This window comes from Micromonospora sp. AMSO12t, from assembly GCF_008806585.1.
Classification (GTDB): Bacteria; Actinomycetota; Actinomycetes; order Mycobacteriales; family Micromonosporaceae; genus Micromonospora; species Micromonospora reichwaldensis.
On record NZ_WAAS01000150.1, the window covers coordinates 1 to 15,745 of the forward strand.

General features: G+C 74.3%; 14 protein-coding genes and 1 pseudogene. 7 read left to right on the plus strand and 8 right to left on the minus strand.

Annotated elements, in window-relative coordinates; all coding sequences use genetic code 11:
* Window positions 1-54: 54 nt before the first annotated feature.
* Entirely contained in the window at window positions 55-2,544 is a 2,490-nt protein-coding gene (locus F6X68_RS20770; RefSeq protein ID WP_151455853.1) for a DNA topoisomerase (ATP-hydrolyzing) subunit A, read from the minus strand.
* Window positions 2,545-2,573: 29 nt separating this feature from the next.
* The gene (locus F6X68_RS20775) at window positions 2,574-4,631 is read right to left on the minus strand and encodes a type IIA DNA topoisomerase subunit B (RefSeq protein ID WP_151455854.1); all 2,058 of its coding nucleotides are present in this window, start codon (window positions 4,629-4,631) and stop codon (window positions 2,574-2,576) included.
* 564 nt (window positions 4,632-5,195) lie between these two features.
* On the opposite strand from F6X68_RS20775, the gene F6X68_RS20780 reads away from it, so the two are divergent.
* A complete protein-coding gene (locus tag F6X68_RS20780; protein ID WP_151455855.1) occupies window positions 5,196-6,455 on the plus strand; it encodes a hypothetical protein in 1,260 nt (419 codons plus the stop codon).
* A 197-nt stretch (window positions 6,456-6,652) separates the two neighbouring features.
* Here F6X68_RS20780 and F6X68_RS20785 read toward each other — a convergent pair whose 3' ends face one another.
* Together F6X68_RS20785 and F6X68_RS20790 are read right to left on the minus strand one after the other, a co-directional pair.
* Window positions 6,653-7,294: a class I SAM-dependent methyltransferase gene (locus F6X68_RS20785; RefSeq protein WP_151455856.1), complete on the minus strand. Its 642-nt coding sequence runs from the start codon at window positions 7,292-7,294 to the stop codon at window positions 6,653-6,655.
* Between the two features lie 9 nt (window positions 7,295-7,303).
* On the minus strand, window positions 7,304-7,870 hold the full coding sequence (locus F6X68_RS20790; RefSeq protein WP_151455857.1) for an Rrf2 family transcriptional regulator: 567 nt from the start codon (window positions 7,868-7,870) through the stop codon (window positions 7,304-7,306).
* A 160-nt stretch (window positions 7,871-8,030) separates the two neighbouring features.
* Between F6X68_RS20790 and F6X68_RS20795 the strand changes: the two genes are divergently transcribed.
* The 3 genes from F6X68_RS20795 to F6X68_RS20805 all read left to right on the plus strand — a co-directional run bounded on the left by F6X68_RS20795 (window position 8,031) and on the right by F6X68_RS20805 (window position 11,652).
* Window positions 8,031-9,251: a globin domain-containing protein gene (locus tag F6X68_RS20795; RefSeq protein ID WP_151455858.1), complete on the plus strand. Its 1,221-nt coding sequence runs from the start codon at window positions 8,031-8,033 to the stop codon at window positions 9,249-9,251.
* A 221-nt stretch (window positions 9,252-9,472) separates the two neighbouring features.
* A complete protein-coding gene (locus F6X68_RS20800; RefSeq protein WP_151455859.1) occupies window positions 9,473-10,690 on the plus strand; it encodes a glycosyltransferase in 1,218 nt (405 codons plus the stop codon).
* 98 nt (window positions 10,691-10,788) lie between these two features.
* Window positions 10,789-11,652: an alpha/beta fold hydrolase gene (locus F6X68_RS20805; protein WP_151455860.1), complete on the plus strand. Its 864-nt coding sequence runs from the start codon at window positions 10,789-10,791 to the stop codon at window positions 11,650-11,652.
* A 127-nt stretch (window positions 11,653-11,779) separates the two neighbouring features.
* Here the strand turns inward: F6X68_RS20805 and F6X68_RS33610 are convergent, their stop codons facing one another.
* A complete protein-coding gene (locus tag F6X68_RS33610) occupies window positions 11,780-11,950 on the minus strand; it encodes a hypothetical protein (protein WP_165947796.1) in 171 nt (56 codons plus the stop codon).
* A gap of 193 nt (window positions 11,951-12,143) precedes the next feature.
* On the opposite strand from F6X68_RS33610, the gene F6X68_RS20810 reads away from it, so the two are divergent.
* On the plus strand, window positions 12,144-12,779 hold the full coding sequence (locus tag F6X68_RS20810) for a hypothetical protein (RefSeq protein WP_151455861.1): 636 nt from the start codon (window positions 12,144-12,146) through the stop codon (window positions 12,777-12,779).
* A gap of 164 nt (window positions 12,780-12,943) precedes the next feature.
* Window positions 12,944-13,309, plus strand: coding sequence for a hypothetical protein (locus F6X68_RS20815; protein ID WP_151455862.1), 366 nt, complete (start codon window positions 12,944-12,946; stop codon window positions 13,307-13,309).
* 96 nt (window positions 13,310-13,405) lie between these two features.
* On the opposite strand, the gene F6X68_RS20820 is transcribed toward F6X68_RS20815, so the two are convergent.
* From F6X68_RS20820 to F6X68_RS20830, 3 genes are all read right to left on the minus strand, one after another.
* Complete coding sequence (locus F6X68_RS20820; RefSeq protein WP_151455863.1) at window positions 13,406-13,933, minus strand: DinB family protein; 528 nt, start codon at window positions 13,931-13,933, stop codon at window positions 13,406-13,408.
* 61 nt (window positions 13,934-13,994) lie between these two features.
* Entirely contained in the window at window positions 13,995-14,186 is a 192-nt protein-coding gene (locus tag F6X68_RS20825) for a hypothetical protein (protein ID WP_225852332.1), read from the minus strand.
* 101 nt (window positions 14,187-14,287) lie between these two features.
* Window positions 14,288-15,199, minus strand: a complete 912-nt coding sequence (locus F6X68_RS20830) for a DUF72 domain-containing protein (protein WP_151455864.1) — start codon at window positions 15,197-15,199, stop codon at window positions 14,288-14,290.
* 191 nt (window positions 15,200-15,390) lie between these two features.
* Between F6X68_RS20830 and F6X68_RS20835 the strand changes: the two are divergent.
* A pseudogene (locus F6X68_RS20835) lies at window positions 15,391-15,745 on the plus strand (hypothetical protein); the annotation flags it as partial.

Consider the following 15,745-nt stretch of genomic DNA (forward strand, 5'->3'; position numbering starts at 1 on the left):
GACCCAACCGGCCGGGGGCCGGTTGGGTCAGCGGCCGGCCCCCGGCCGGTTGGGTCAGTCGCGTTCGATCTGGTGGCCGACGACGGTGGGGCCCAGCATCACGGCGAAGCCGGAGCCGTCGCGGCGCGGGTCCGCCGCCGGCAGCTCCACCGGCTCGCCGGTGGCGGTGGCGGCCGCCGGACGCGACCCGACCCAGGCGACGGCCACGTCGGTCTCACCCTTGAGGAAGCGGTGGGCGCGCACACCGCCGGTCGCCCGCCCCTTCGCCGGGTACGCCTGGAACGGCGTGACCTTCACCGTGGCGCCCGTGGAGGTGACCACCATCGGCTCACCGTGGCCCGGGTCGTCGGTGCGGATCGCCCCGAAGAACACCACCCGGGCGCCGGCGGGCAGGTTGATGCCCGACATGCCGCCGCCCTTGGTCCCCTGCGGCCGGACCAGTCCGGCGGCGAACCGCAGCAGCGACGCCTCCGAGGTGACGAAGGTGAGCGTCTCCGCGCCGTCGGTGAGCCAGGTCGCCCCGACCACCTCGTCGCCCTCCCGCAGGCCGATCACCTCGAACTCGTCCGAGCGGACGGGCCACTCCGGTGCGCAGACCTTGACCACGCCCTGCCGGGTGCCCAGGGCGAGGCCCGGGGAGCCCTCGGCCGTCGGCCCGAGTGGTGCCAGCCCGACCACGGTCTCCCCCGATTCCAGCGGCACCAGCTCGGCGGCGGCCATCCCGCCGCGCAGCGACACCGTCCCCGCCTGCTCGGGCAGGACCGGCAGCGGCAGCACGTCGACCTTGAACGCCCGGCCGGCGCTGGTCACCAGCAGCACCTTCCCCCGGGCGGTGGAGTGCACGACGGCGCGTACGGCATCGTGCTTGGTCCGGCCGTGCCGCCGGCGGCCCTCGGACGCCTCCTCCGACTCCGCCGCCGTCCTGGCGACCAGCCCGGTCGCGGAGAGGATCACCTGGCAGGGGTCGTCGGCGACCTCCAGCGGGCCGGCCGGCGCGGACGCGGCCAGCACCTCCTTGAGGTCCCCGTCGACGAGCGTGGTGCGACGCGGCGCCCCGAACTGCTTCACCACCGCCGCCAGCTCGTCGGAGACGACCTTCTTCAGCACCTTCGGGTCGTCGAGGATCGTGGAGAGCTCGGCGATCTCCTTGCGGAGCTTCTCCTGCTCGGCCTCCAGCTCGATCCGGTCGTACTTGGTCAACCGGCGCAGCGGGGTGTCCAGGATGTAGGTGGCCTGGATCTCGGAGAGCCTGAACTTCTGCATCAGGCCGTCCTTGGCGGCCTGCGCGTCCTCGCTGGCCCGGATGAGCTTGACCACCTTGTCGATGTCGAGCAGGGCGATCAGCAGGCCGTCGACCAGGTGCAGCCGCTCCTGGCGCTTGCGCCGGCGGTACGAGCTGCGCCGGGTCACCACCTCGTAGCGGTGGGCCAGGAAGACCTCCAGCAGCGCCTTCAGCCCGAGGGTCTGCGGTTGCCCGTCGACCAGCACCAGGTTGTTGACGCCGAACGACTGTTCCAGCGGGGTGAGCCGGTAGAGGTCGGCGAGCAGCGCCTGCGGGTTGACCCCCACCTTGCACTCGACGACCAGGCGGGTGCCGCTCTCCCGGTCGGTGAGGTCCTTGACGTCGGCGATGCCGGTGAGCCGCTTGGTCTTGTTGACCTCGTTGGTGATGGCCGCGATGACCTTCTCGGCACCGACGCCGTAGGGCAGCTCCACGACAGTGATCGCCTGCCGGCCCCGGCTGCCCTCCAGCGGGCCGATCTCGACCTTGCCCCGCATCCGGACCACCCCGCGCCCGGTCTCGTAGGCCCGGCGCACCTCGTCGAGCCCGAGCAGCAGGCCGCCGGTGGGCAGGTCGGGACCGGGCACGAACTCCATGAGCCGGTCCAGCGTGGCGTCCGGGTGGTTGATCAGCCAGCGGGCGGCGGAGACCACCTCGCCGAGGTTGTGCGGGATCATGTTGGTCGCCATGCCGACCGCGATCCCCGAGGCGCCGTTGACCAGCAGGTTGGGGAACGCGGCGGGCAGCACGGTGGGCTGGGTCAGCGAGCCGTCGTAGTTGGGCTCGACGTCGACCGTGTCCTCGCCCAACTCGCCGACGAGCAGCATCGCCTCCCGCGACATCCGGGCCTCGGTGTATCTCGAGGCCGCCGGCCCGTCGTCCGGGCTGCCGAAGTTCCCGTGCCCGTCGATGAGTGGCGCGTTCAGCGAGAAGTCCTGCGCCAGGCGCACCATCGCGTCGTAGATGGCCGTGTCGCCGTGCGGATGGTACTTGCCCATCACGTCCCCGACGATGCGGGCGGACTTCACGTGCCCCCGGTCGGGGCGGTGGCCCTGCTCGTACATGGACCAGAGGATGCGCCGGTGCACCGGCTTGAGGCCGTCGCGGGCGTCGGGCAGGGCCCGGGAGTGGATCACCGAGAAGGCGTACTCCAGGTAGGAGTCGGAGACCTCGGTGACCAGCGGATTGTCGAAGACCCGCGCGCCGGCCTGGTCGAAGGCGGACAGGTCCACCTTGGCGCGGTCGTCCTTTCGGCGTGCCATCGTTCAGCTTCCCTCTCGGCGGGTGGTGCTCATGCGTCGATCGCCTCGCGGTCGACCCGGTCGGCGGAGTCGATCAGCCAGTTGCGGCGCGGCTCGACCTTCTCCCCCATCAGCAGTTCGAGGATCCGCTCGGCGGCGTCGACGTCGTCGAGGGTGATCCGGCGGACGGCCCGGGTGGCCGGGTTCATCGTGGTCTCCCACAGCTCGTCGGCGTCCATCTCGCCGAGACCCTTGAATCGCGGGATCGGGGTGACGATCTGCTTGCCGGCCTTCTCCAGCTTGCGGACCGTGGCCTCCATCTCCGCCTGGGTGTAGGTGTAGATCGTCTGCGGGTTGCGCCCCCTGGTGGTGATCTTGTGCAGGGGCGGCATCGCCGCGTAGAGCCGGCCGGCCTCGATCAGCGGTCGCATGTAGCGGGCGAAGAGCGTGATCAGCAGGGTGCGGATGTGCGCGCCGTCCACATCGGCGTCCGCCATGATCAGCACTCGGCCGTAGCGCATGGCGGACAGGTCGAACGTGCGGCCGGAGCCGGCGCCGAGCACCTGCACGATCGCGGCGCACTCGGCGTTGTCCAGCACCTGCTGGAGGTTGGCCTTCTGCACGTTGAGGATCTTGCCTCGAATCGGAAGAAGTGCCTGATATTCGGCAGATCGGGCAAGTCGCCCTGTCCCGAGTGCGCTGTCCCCTTCCACGATGAACAGCTCACTACGGTCGATGCCCGCCGCGCGGCAGTCGACCAGCTTCGGCGGCATCGACGCGCCCTCCAGGGCGGTCTTGCGCCGGGCGGCGTCCTTCTGCTGCTTCTGGGTCAGCCGTACGCGCGCCGCGTCGACGATCTTCTGGAGGACCGTACGCGCCTCGGCCTTGGTCCGGCGATCCTCCAGCCACGCCTTCAGGTGCTGCTCGACCAGCCCCTGGATCACCTTGGTGATGCCGGCGGTGGAGAGCTCGTCCTTGGTCTGCGAGGTGAACTGGGGCTCCGGGATCCGGACGTGCACGACCGCGGTCATGCCCTCCAGGACGTCGTCCAGGGTGGGCGGGTCCTCCTTGGCCTTGAGCAGGCCACGGGTGTTGCGGACGGCGTCGGCGAGGGTACGCGCCAGGCCCCGTTCGAAGCCCTTGCGGTGGGTGCCGCCGTGCGCGTTGCGGATGGTGTTGGTGAAGCACTCGACGGTGCGCTCGTAGCCCGTGCCCCAGCGGAAGGCCACCTCGACCTCGGCCCGACGCTGCACGTTGGACTGCATGACCCCGTTGGCGTCGGCGGCGTTCTCCCGGTAGGTGCCCTCGCCGGTGACCATCAGCATGCCGGAGACGGGCCGGTCGCCGGCCGGGGCGAGGAACTCCACCATGTCCGTCAGGCCGTTGGGGTAGTGGAAGCTCTCCTCGGTCGGCTCCTCGCCGGTGTGGTCGCGCAGCGTGTAGCTCACGCCCGGCACCAGGAACGCCGTGTTGCGCAGCTTCATCCGCACGGCCTCGGCGTCCAGGCGGGCGCCGGTCTCGAAGTAGCGCGCATCGTGCCACCAGCGGATCGAGGTGCCGGTGCGCTGGCCGCGCTTCATCGCGCCGACGATCTGGAGGCCGGGACCCGGGGTGAACGCCGCGTCGGGGCCGGCATCGTCGAAGACCCCCGGCACGCCGTGCCGGAACGACATCGCGTGGACCTTGCCGCCCCGGCGGACGGTGACGTCGAACCGGCGGGACAGCGCGTTGACCGCCGAGGCGCCCACGCCGTGCAGACCGCCGGAGGTCTTGTAGCCGGAGCCGCCGAACTTGCCGCCCGCGTGCAGCCGGGTGAGCACCAGCTCGACGCCGGAGATGCCGGACTTCGCGTGCACGTCCGTGGGGATGCCCCGACCGTCGTCGTCGACCTGGACCGAGCCGTCGGCGTGCAGCGTCACCTCCACCTTCGTGGCGTGGCCGGCGACGCCCTCGTCCGTCGAGTTGTCGAGGATCTCGTTGACGAGGTGACCCACGCCACGGCTGTCGGTGGAGCCGATGTACATGCCGGGCCGCTTGCGGACGGCGTCCAGCCCCTCGAGGTGCGTGAGGTCGTCGGCCCCGTACAGGGTCTCAGGCTCTGCGGTCAACTGGTCGTACTCCCAGGTCTCGGCGATGTGGTGCCGCGTCCGACGTCGCCGGCCGGCCCGCGCGCCGCAGCGAGCCTAACCGGGAGATGCGACAGGACGACGGCGCCCCGCAGCGAGGCACGCGCCTCGTCGTGGGTCGGGCCCGGGCGGCAGGGTAGCGCGTTCCGTCCGGTTCCGGCGCATCGAAGCCACCGTGACCGGTTTGCGGTGGCGCCGGCCGGCGGGCGGTTCCACCCGGACAACAACGATGCCGTGGCCAGCCTTCCCCCACGCGGCTGACGCCGCCACTGACGCAGGGTCCCCGGGCACCGCAACGCCGGGTTCTCCGGTCGCCGGGACGCCGGACCCCCGGGGGCCGGGTGGCCGGCGTCACCGGCCGCCGACACTCCACCGCCGACGCCCCGGACCTGCGCTCCGACCGCCGACGCCTCCGGGGTCGCGGCCGGGGCGAGTGTGTCCCTCTCGGAAAGATCTTGTTACAGGCCATTGACGCCCGTCGTGCCGGAGTGATCTGATCGCGCCCTCGGAGGATCTTTCACGTTTCGATGGACAGTTAGGGGACGCATGTCCAGGTTCCGTCGTACCGCACTCGCGGCGGCGCTCGCCGTCGCCACCGCCACCCTGTCGACCGCCGTCGGGCTGAGCGCCCCGGCCTCGGCAGCCCCGCCCACCGCCGCGGTGGCGCTCGGCGACAGCTTCATCAGCGGCGAGGGCGCCGGGGCGTACACCCCGGTGGCCGACGCCAACGGGGTCGCCCAGGGCTTCCCGGGCTGGACCGCCGCGAACAACAACGCGTTCTTCTGCCACCGCTCGGCGAACGCCTCACTGCACCGGGCCAATCTGCCGGGCATCCAGGACCGGTTCAACCTCGCCTGCTCCGGCGGGCAGCCGCACGACATCGCCGCCGCCTCCTCGGCCCGGGCCAACGGCCGTCAGGTGGCCGCCCAGCTCGACCAGCTCCGGGCGGTCGGCCGGACCCACGACATCGACCTGGTGCTGCTCGGGCTCGGCTCCAACAACAGCTCGTTCACCTTCGGCAACGTCGCGGAGAAGTGCGCCAACCGGTTCATCGCCGACGCCTGGACCGGCTGGTGGGAGTTCTGGGCCTACCTGAACGGCCCCGTCGAGCAGAAGCCCTGCTCCGACGCCGACCTGGCCACCGCCGCCCAGTGGAGCGCCGCGACCGCGGAGACCACCTCGGCCGTACGCCAGCTCCTCGCCACGCTGCGCGAGATCGACGCCGACGGCCAGCACCGGATCGTCTTCCAGGACTACACCAACCCGCTGCCGCTCGACCTCGCCCCCGGGTTCCACGAGGAGGACAGCCGGGACGACACCCGGGACAAGTTCCGCGCGCTCGGCGCCGAGCGGTACGCGGCCGGCTGCCCGATCCACCGGGCCAGCCTGCTGCCGGGCCACCGCTTCTCGCAGGGGCTGGGCACCCTGGTGAAGTCCACCCGGGACACCCTGGCCGCCGAGTTCCCCAGCGCGGACCTGGTCTACCTCAACGTGCAGCGGGCCTTCGACGGCGCCCGGCTCTGCGAGTCGGGAACCAGCCCGGCCGGCACCCTGGCCACCCCGATCCGGCTGCAGGACAGCCCGCCCAACGGCGTCTTCGTCACCAGCCTCTCGGGCAAGGACAAGATCGCCATCCAGCGGATCGCGAACACCTGCGTGAGCTACTTCCAGACCTGCCAGGAGTCGTGGCACCCGAACGCCGCCGGCCACCAGGTGCTCGGGCAGTGCCTGACGGGCGCGGCCACCACCGGTGCGCGTTCCGTGGCCTGCGTCCGCGCCGGGGACGGCTCGATCACGGTCTCCTGACCGCGACCGCGTCCCGGAACCCCGTGCCGCCTGGCGCGGGGTTCCGCCACGTCCGGGCCCGGAACGGACCGGCGCGGCAACGGTGAGTGGCACCGGTCCGACGGCCACGGACAGCCGGCTCGGTCATGGACGACCGGCGCGGCCACGGACGACCGGCGCGGCCACCGACCACGGGCGCGGCCACGGGCGAGGGTGGATCAGTCGCGGGTGGCCACGCCGAGCACGTGCGGGGTGGCGGGGGCCGGGAGTCGACTGTCGGGGAAGCGGAACGCGTCCAGCTCGGTGACGGTGAAGCCCGCCGCCCGGATCGCGGCCACCGTGTCGCGGCCCGTGTGGCAGCCGCCGCAGAGCAACGGCCAGACGGTCGCGTCGGCCAACCGCTGCACGCGGCGCAGGCCGGGGCTCTGCGCGCGTACGTGCTCGAAGAAGCGCACCTGCCCACCGGGCCGCAGCACCCGGCGGGCCTCGCGCAGCGCGGCGGCCTGGTCGGCCACCGAGCAGAGGACCAGGGAGAACACCACCGCGTCGGCGTCGCCGTCGGGCGCCGGCAGCGCCTCGGCGAGGCCGTCGGCCACCTCGACGGGTACGGGAGCGGTGCCCGCCGCCTCCCGCGCCGCCGCCCGGAGGCGGGGCTCCGGCTCCACCGCCAGCACCCGCTCGACGGTGCCCGGGTAGTGCGCGAAGGTGCGGCCGTTGCCGGCGCCGACCTCGACCACCCGGCCCGCGAGGCCGGCGACGAGGCGCCGCCGGTGAGCGGCCGCGCCGGCGCGGTCCATCGCCACGCTCGCCCGCTGGAACACCCGGGCGAAGACCGGGTGGGAGACCTTGTTGGCGGGCATCGTCACTCCTCAGACCGGACCGGGTACGGCCGGCCGGGCTCCGGAGGGCCCGACAGGCGACGGCGGCGCGTGGGGCTCCGGCGGACGCGGCACGGTCGCTGAGGGCGACACGTCGCGCCCCGGCGGCCCCCCGGACGGCGCCGGCCGGGGGCGGGGCAGGCCGAGGGCGAGCAGCGCCGGGCCGGTCGGCCCGGCGACGAGCTCGCCGAGGGTCACGTCGTCCAGCACGGCGAGGAAGGCGTCCCGGGCACGGCGCAGTTCGCCCCGCAGCCGGCAGGCCGCGCGCAGCGAGCAGGCCGGCTCGTCGCAGGACACCACCTCGTCGTCGCCCTCGAAGGCCCGGACCACGTGCCCGACGGTGGTCCTCCCGCCGTCCTCGGCGAAGGCCACCCCGCCGGAACGGCCCCGGATGGTGACCAGCACCCCGAGCCGCTGCAACCGCTGCACCACCTTGGCGACGTGGTTGCGGGGCAGGTCGAGCTGGTCGGACAGCTCGTCCACGGTCATCCGTCGCGGGTTCGCGGCGGCGAGCATGGCGATGCGCAGCGCCATGTCGGTGGACCGGTTGAGCTTCACGCCTCGACCCTAGCCAGCGCGGTCGACCGCCCACCACGGCCGACCGGCCCCGGGTGTGATCCGGACGACCCTCGACCCGGGACCTTCGGCCCTGAAGAGGTATTTCGAATACCTGTTTTGCTGTCGGGGCCCGAGCGGTTCAGCCCAGAAGGAGACAGTCGTGCTCTCGGAGTCCTCAGCAGCAGTGGTGACGGCGACCCTGCCCGCCGTGCAGGCGCACGGCGAGGCGATCACCGGCCGGTTCTACCAGCGGATGTTCGACGCGCACCCCGAACTGCTGAACATCTTCAACCGCAGCAACCAGGCCACCGGCACCCAGAAGGCCGCCCTCGCCGCCGCCGTGGTCGCGTACGCGGAGCACCTGACCGGCGGCAGCCACGCACCGTGGGGGCCGATCCTGGACCGCATCGCGCACAAGCACGCCTCGCTCGGCATCACCGCCACCCAGTACACGATCGTCGGCCGGCACCTGCTCGCCGCCGTCGGCGAGGTGCTCGGCGACGCCGTCACCGACGAGGTCGCGGCGGCCTGGGACGAGGTCTACTGGCTGCTCGCCTGCGAGCTGATCGCCCGGGAGGCCCGCCTCTACACCGTGGCCGGGCTGGCCGAGGGCGAGTCGGTCTGGCGGGACTGGCGGGTCGTCGCCCGGGCCACCGAGGCGCTGGACGTCGTGTCGTTCACCCTGGTCCCGGCCGACGGCGGCCCGGTGCCCACCTTCGTCCCGGGCCAGTACACCTCGGTCGCCGTCGACCTCGACGGCGGGCGCGGTCAGCAGATCCGCCAGTACAGCCTCTCCGGCCGTCCCGGCGCCGACCACTGGCGGATCACCGTCAAGCGCGTACGCGGTGGCGGTGACGCCCCCGACGGCATGGTCTCCACCTTCCTGCACGAGCGCGTGGGTGTCGACGACGTCCTCCGGCTCAGCCCCGCGTTCGGCGAGGTCAGCGCGGTGGCCGGGGAGGGCCCGCTGCTGCTGGTCAGCGCGGGCATCGGCCTGACCCCGGCGATGGCCGCCCTGGAGCACCTGGCCGCCACCGAACCGGAGCGTCCGGTGGTGCTGGTGCACGCCGACCGGGCCGGCGCGGCCCACGCGTTCCGCGGTGAACTGCCGCGCCTGCACGCCGCGCTGCCCAACCTGCGCACCGCCCTCTGGTACGAGGACCTCACCGACGGCGAACTGGCCGGGGTGACCGCCGAGGTCATCGCGGGCCGGGTCGACCCGGCGCTGATCCCCCTCTCCCCCGACGCCCACGTGCACCTCTGCGGGCCGCTGCCGTTCATGAACACCGTCCGGGGCGGCCTGCTGCGCCGGGGAGTGCCGGTGGAGCGCATCGCCTACGAGGTCTTCGGGCCGGGCATGCTCCACGACGAACGGTCCTGACCGGCTGCGACCGGGCGGTCACGGGCGGTGGGGTGGTTCGCCCCGCCGCCCGCCGGCCGCTCCACACCCGACGGACACTCCGTCAGGACGAGCCGGGCAGGCGGCGGTTAGGAGGGAAGGTCGGGGGTAGGGACTCCTGCGGCGGGGTCCGCCAGGCGGCGAGGAGACGCCCCGGGGCTCGACCGGGTCCCCGCCGACGGGCCGGCCGATGGAGGAAGCACATGCGTATCGCGATGATCTCGGAGCACGCCAGTCCGCTCGCCGTCGGAGGGGTGGAGGAATCCGGCGGTCAGCACACGCACGTGGCGGAGCTCGCCGCCGCGCTGGCCGGCGAGGGGCACGACGTGCGCGTCTACACCCGCCGGGACTCCACCGTCCCGCCCGACTCCGTCGTCACCCCGGACGGCTACCGGGTGTGCCAGGTGCCGGCCGGCCCGGCGCTGCGGGTGCCGAGGGACGAGCTGCTGCCGCACCTGGGCGAGTTCGGGCGCTGGCTGGCGGGTCAGTGGCGCGATGGCGGCTGGGCGCCGGACGTGGCGCACGCCCACTTCTGGACGAGCGGGCTGGCCACCCTGCACGCCGGCCGGCGCACCGGGGTGCCGGTGGTGCTGACGTACCACAGCCTCGGCTCGGTGAAGCGGCGGTTGCAGGGCGCCCGGGACACCAGCCCACCGGGCCGGGTGGGCTACGAGCGGGCCCTGGGCCGGGCCGCCGACCGGATCATCGTGCAGTGCCAGGACGAGGTCGGCGAGCTGGTCCGCCTCGGCGTGCCCCGGTCCCGGATGACGCTGGTCCCCGCCGGGGTCGACCAGGAGCTGTTCCGTCCCGACGGGCCCGTCGCCCCGCGCGACCCGGCCCGCCCCCGGATCATCACCGTCGGCCGGCTGGTGGAGCGCAAGGGCATCCAGGACGTCATCCGGGCGCTGCCGGCCGTGCCGGACGCCGAGTGCGTGGTGGTCGGCGGCCCGCCGGCGGAGTTGCTCCCCGCGGACGGCTTCGCCCGCCGGCTCCGCGCGCTCGCCGAGTCCTGCGGGGTCGCCGACCGGGTGAAGCTGCTGGGCGGGCTGCCCCGAGAGGAGCTGGCCCCGTGGTACCGCTCGGCGGACCTGCTGGTGGCCGCCCCCTGGTACGAGCCGTTCGGGCTCACCCCGCTGGAGGGCATGGCGTGCGGCGTACCGGTCGTCGGCACGAACGTCGGCGGGATCGCCGACACCGTGGTAGACGGCCTGACCGGCGACCTCGTGCCGCCGCGGGACCCCCGGGCCCTCGGCACCGCGGTCCGCCGGCTGCTCGCCGACAAGGTCCGTCGCTTCGCGTACGCGACGGCGGCGCTGGACCGGATCCGCAACCGGTACTCGTGGAAGCGCTGCGCCGAGCAGCTGAGCACGGTCTACGCCACGGTCAGCACGGTCGGCCGGCCCGCTCCGGCGGTGGCGTAGCGCAGGGTGGTGGTGGGCGGCCCCCGGTCGTCGCCCGGGACGTGACGCCCACCACCCCACGGTTACCCGTCGGTAGCCTCGGGCCGTAGCCTGGGCCGGTGAACGCGACGGGGGAATACCGGCAGGAGTTCGTCGAGGTCGACGGGGCCCGCATCGGGCTACAGGTGTATCCGGATCCGGAGGGCGTCGCCGACGCCCCGCTGGTGCTGATCACGCCGGCGATGGGCGTCCGGGCGCGCTACTACCGGCCGTTCGCCGCCGCGCTGCGCGCCGCCGGCCTGGCCGTGGCGGTGGCCGACCTGCGCGGCACCGGGGAGAGCACCCCGAAGCCGAGCCGCGCCTGCCGGTACGGCTACCCGGAACTGGCCGCCGACGTGGGCGCCGCGCTGGCGGCGCTCAAGTCCCGGCGGGACGGGCGCAGGACGCTGCTGCTCGGGCACTCCCTCGGCGGGCAGGCGGCGCTGCTGCACCTCGCCCTGCACGGCGAGCACGACGTCGACGGGCTGGCGCTGGTCGCCGTCGGCGTACCGTGGTGGCGCAGCTACCCGGGCCTGCGCGGGTACGGCGTCCTGCCGTACACCCAGGGGATCGCGGCGACCGCCCGGCTGCTCGGCGTCTGGCCGGGCTGGGGCTTCGGCGGCCGGCAGGCGCGCGGGGTCATCCGGGACTGGGCGTACACCGCGCGGACCGGGCGCTTCCCGCAGCTGGACGGGGTGGACGCCGAGGCGGCCGTGCGGGCGCTGCGGACCCCCGTCCTCGCGGTCAGCGTCGACGACGACCAGTACACCCCGCACGAGACCGTCGACCACCTGTGCGCGAAGCTGGCCGCGGCGCCCGTCGCGCGCGAGCGCTACACGCCGGCGCAGGCCGGCGCCCCGATGGACCACTTCACCTGGGTACGCGCGAGCGGCCCGCTGGCGGCCCGGGTGGCCCGCTTCGCCGCCGACCTGCCGGCCCGCTGACCCGGGGCGGGACGCGGCACCGAGCGGGGCGACCCGTCGGGGCCGCTCCCCCGGTCACGTGACACCGGCGCCGGGCTGCTGCGGCACGCGTCCCGGGCGGCGCGACCACCGCCCGGGACGGAGACGCTCACTCGTCGGTGTCGACGGGCACCATCTCGCCGTCCCGCTCCACGCGGGTCTCGCCGCGCTCGGCGGGCGGCGGCACCTGCGCCGTGGTCCTGCGCGGATCGTTGTCCGGGTGCATCAGCACCGCGTCGGTCGACGCGGTCTTCTCCCGGCTCTCCTCGGGCTGCGACATCCGCTTCCCCTCTCGCTCGGGTCGTCCGACGAACTACCCGCGCCGGCCCCGACGACTCCTCCCGGCCCGTCCCCGGCAACGACGCCCCGGGTCCGGTATCTGTGCCGCCGCGGCATATCGGCAGGTCACGGGCGGGATTAGCCGGCCGGGCGGCGGGTATGCCGCACCGCCCGACACGGTGGAAGGGGATCAGATGTCCGAACGGCACACCGCACTGCGCTCGATGCACGACCTGGGCCTGGCGGCCTGGTTCGGGGGCTCCCTGATGGGAGCGTTCGGCGTCAACGGCGCGGCGGCACAGATGAACGACTCGACCCAGCGGTTGCCGATGGCCTCGGCCGGCTGGGCCCGGTGGACCCCGGTGAACGCCGCGGCGATCGGCGCCCACCTGGCGGGGGCCGTCGGGGAACTGGTGACGGAGAGCCCCCGGGTGGCCGCCCAGTCGGGGGTGGCCCGGGCCAGCACGCTGAAGACGGCGTTGACGGTCGGCGCGCTGGCGGTGACCGGCTACAGCCGACTGCTCGGCATGAAGCTGGAGAAGGCGGGCGGCCCGGCGGTCGAGGGGGTCACCGAGCCGAACTCGCACACGCCGTCGAACGTGGCGTCGTGCCAGCGGCAGATGCGGATGCTCCAGTGGGCTGTCCCGGCGATGACCGGGGCGCTCATCGTGATGACCGCGTACATGGGCGAGCAGCAGAAGCCCGGCGAGGTGTTCCGGGGGATGTTCGGGCGCATCGGCGGCATGCGGAACGCCCCGAAGGGGATGGGCGCGCTCATGGCGATGGGCGGGACCAGGCAGAAGCGGATGGCGAAGTCCGGCCGCTGCTGACGACGTGTCGCCGGACGGCGTCCCGCCGACTCCTCGGCGGCGGGGCGCCGCTGCGCGCGTCCCCACCCGTACCGGCACCGCGGCCCCGGGGCGCCGGCGAGGCATGACCGCCCCGGTGACGGGCATTCGGGGCCGGTACCGGCGGACCGAGCAGCGAGGTGGTCATGACGGCAGGAGAGGGACGCGGCGGGGGCCGACGCGCACCGGAGGCGACCACGCCCTGGGTGACCAGGGACGGCATGGACGTGGAGGCGCCGTGGGGCGTCGCTGAGCACGACCCCATGAACGAGGGCAGCGAGGAGACCGCCGTGCCGGAAGGGCGGCGCGGGGAGCGGCGGGCCGACGAGCCGGCGGGACCGTCCGGCCCCGCCGGCCGGCACGGCTTCGGCCCGGTCGAACCGACACCCACGCGGCCGGCGGGCCCCGGCGCGCCGCCCGACCCGGCGCCGGCCCGACGGTCCTTCCCCGACGCCGCCGACGTCGAGGAGCGGACGGAGGACGCGCTGCGGACCAGGGGCCGACGTTCCTGACCGGCACGCCCCGGCACGGGGCTGCACGAGGCGTGGTTCCTCGACCTGGACGCCGAGCCGCGCGGACGGGACCGCCCCCGCCGAAGAGCCCGGCGGTCAGGCGCGCCCCGCCGCCCGCAGCAGCCGGAGCTGACCGATCTCGGCCGCGTTCTTCATCAGCTCGGCGTTGACCCAGGCGAGCATGTGCGCCACCGTGTGGCCCGGGTCGTCCTGCCACGGGAACGGCGCGGTGCCGTCGAGGTCGGCGTCGGTCAGCCGGTCGAGGTGCCCCAGCCACTCGGCGCGCAGGCCCCGCAGCCAGGCGACCGTCGGCTCGCCCGCGCCCGGCCATCGCACGTCGGTGCGCTGCCGTGCTGGCCGTCCCCCGAGATGGTCCATGGTCACCGTCCACCACCAGCCGATGTGCCAGGACAGCCAGCCGATGGTCGGAACCGGCACGGGGTCGGGTTCGGTGTCGGCCCAGTCGGGTGTCCAGCCGCCGGCGGGGTCGCGACGCACCGTCCAGCAGACCTCGGCCGGTTCCCAGAGGAAGTCCGTCGCGTCGAGGCGCTCGAGGTGGTACTCGAACAGCGACCACGTCAGGTCGAACTGCCAGCGCAGGAGCGCACGGGAGGTTGCCGCCATCCGGCGATCATCCCGGAGGGCACCGGCCCCGGTCCACGGAATTGGACCCCGCGTCACGGGGTCAGCCGCCGGCGGTGTCCTCGTCGGCGACCTCGGCGGGGTCCGCCGTCACCGGGTGACCGGTGTCGTCCACCAGAGCGGGCGCCATGCTGCCGCCGTGCGCCTCCTGCGCCTCCCGGGTCTCGCGCGCCGCCGCGTCCCCCGGTACGCCGGGCGTCGCCTCCCCGGGGTGCTCCTGCCGCTGCTCACCCATCACCGCGTCCCCTTCCGTCGCTCACGCCCCCGCCGGTACCCGGGCGGCCGGCGGGGAAACCTGGCGCCGCGCCGACGATCCCGGGTGGGGCCGGTGGGTGCTCAGGAGGGCGAACCGGCTCCCGCCCGGTCGCGTCCCGCCGGGCGGACCCCGAGCAGTTCCGCGAGTCGGGCCGCGTCACGCTGGGCCTGGTCGCCGCAGCAGTTGTTGAACAGCGCGTGCAGCTCCCCCGCCTGCCCGGCCAGCTCGACCAGGAGTTCCGACCAGCGGCGCAGTTCCTCGTCGCCGTACGCGTAGCGGAACTTCTCCTGCTTGTCCCCGGTCTCCCAGGCGGTGCTGTGGCCGTGGAACCGGACGACCGCCAGCTCCGCCGTGGCGAACAGGATGGGCGGCACCGACGAGGCGTGCCCCTGCGGCATGTCGACGCAGACGAACGACAGCCCGCGCTCCCGCAGGAACCCGAGCGTGTCCAGCGCGGCGGTGCCGTCGAACCAGGACGCGTGGCGCAGCTCGACGGCGACCCGCCACGGCTGGCACCGCTCCGCCAGCTCGGCGATGCGCCGTTCGGCGGCGGCCCCACGGGCCAGCCACGGCGGAAACTGGAGCAGGACCGCGCCGAGCCGGTCGGCCGCCGCGATCGGGTCCAGCGCCGCCCGGAACCGGTCCCACAGCTCGTCGTACGCGGCCGCGGGAAGGTCCCGACGCCGGATCCGGCTCGGGCCGCCGGCCGGGCGCAGGTCGCGGGGCAGCGCCGCCACCGGTGTCGGGTGACCGGTGAAGAGGCTGAACGCCTTGACGTCGAAGGTGAAGCCCTCGGGCGTGGCGTCCACCCAGCCTCGTGTCGTCTCCGGCACGGGCACCGCGTAGTAGGAGGTGTCCACCTCGACCAGCGGGAAGCGCCCGGCGTAGAAGTCGAGCCGACCGGCCGGGGTGTTGGCCGCGCGGGGGTACCAGCCCGAGCGCAGCAGCATCTGGTCCGCCCAGGACGACGTGCCCACCTTGATCACACCCATGTGATTCAGTGCACCGCGCACCGGACGAATCGGCAACCGCTGGCGGAAACCCGGCGTCCGGGCATCCTGCGCGAGGCGGTCGCGGCGTGTCAGGACCATGGGCGGACCGGTCGGTCCCGGCCCGGCACTTGTCGGACGTCACACCCGACCCGTGTGACGGCCCGACGGCCCGTGGCGCTGAGGGACACGAGATGAACGCACACCGGATGGACCAGGAAACCGTCGAGCGGCTGCTCGACGGCCCTGTCCTCGACCCGCAGGACGGCCCGCAGTCCCTCACGTCGCTGTTGACGGCGGTCCGCGCCACGCCCCACGCCGACGAACTGGCCGGTGAGGAGGCGGCCGTACGGGCCTACCGGCTGGCCCGGGCCGGCAACCCGCCCGGCCGGCCGGAGCCGCGCCGCCGTCCCGCCCTCGCGGGGTTCGGCGTCCGCGCCGCGCTGGCCGGTGCCGCCCTCGCCCTCACGGGCGGGGTGGCCCTCGCCGCCACCGGGGGCGCGCTGCCCGACCCGCTGCGCGGTCCGGCACCCACCACCGCCGCTCCCG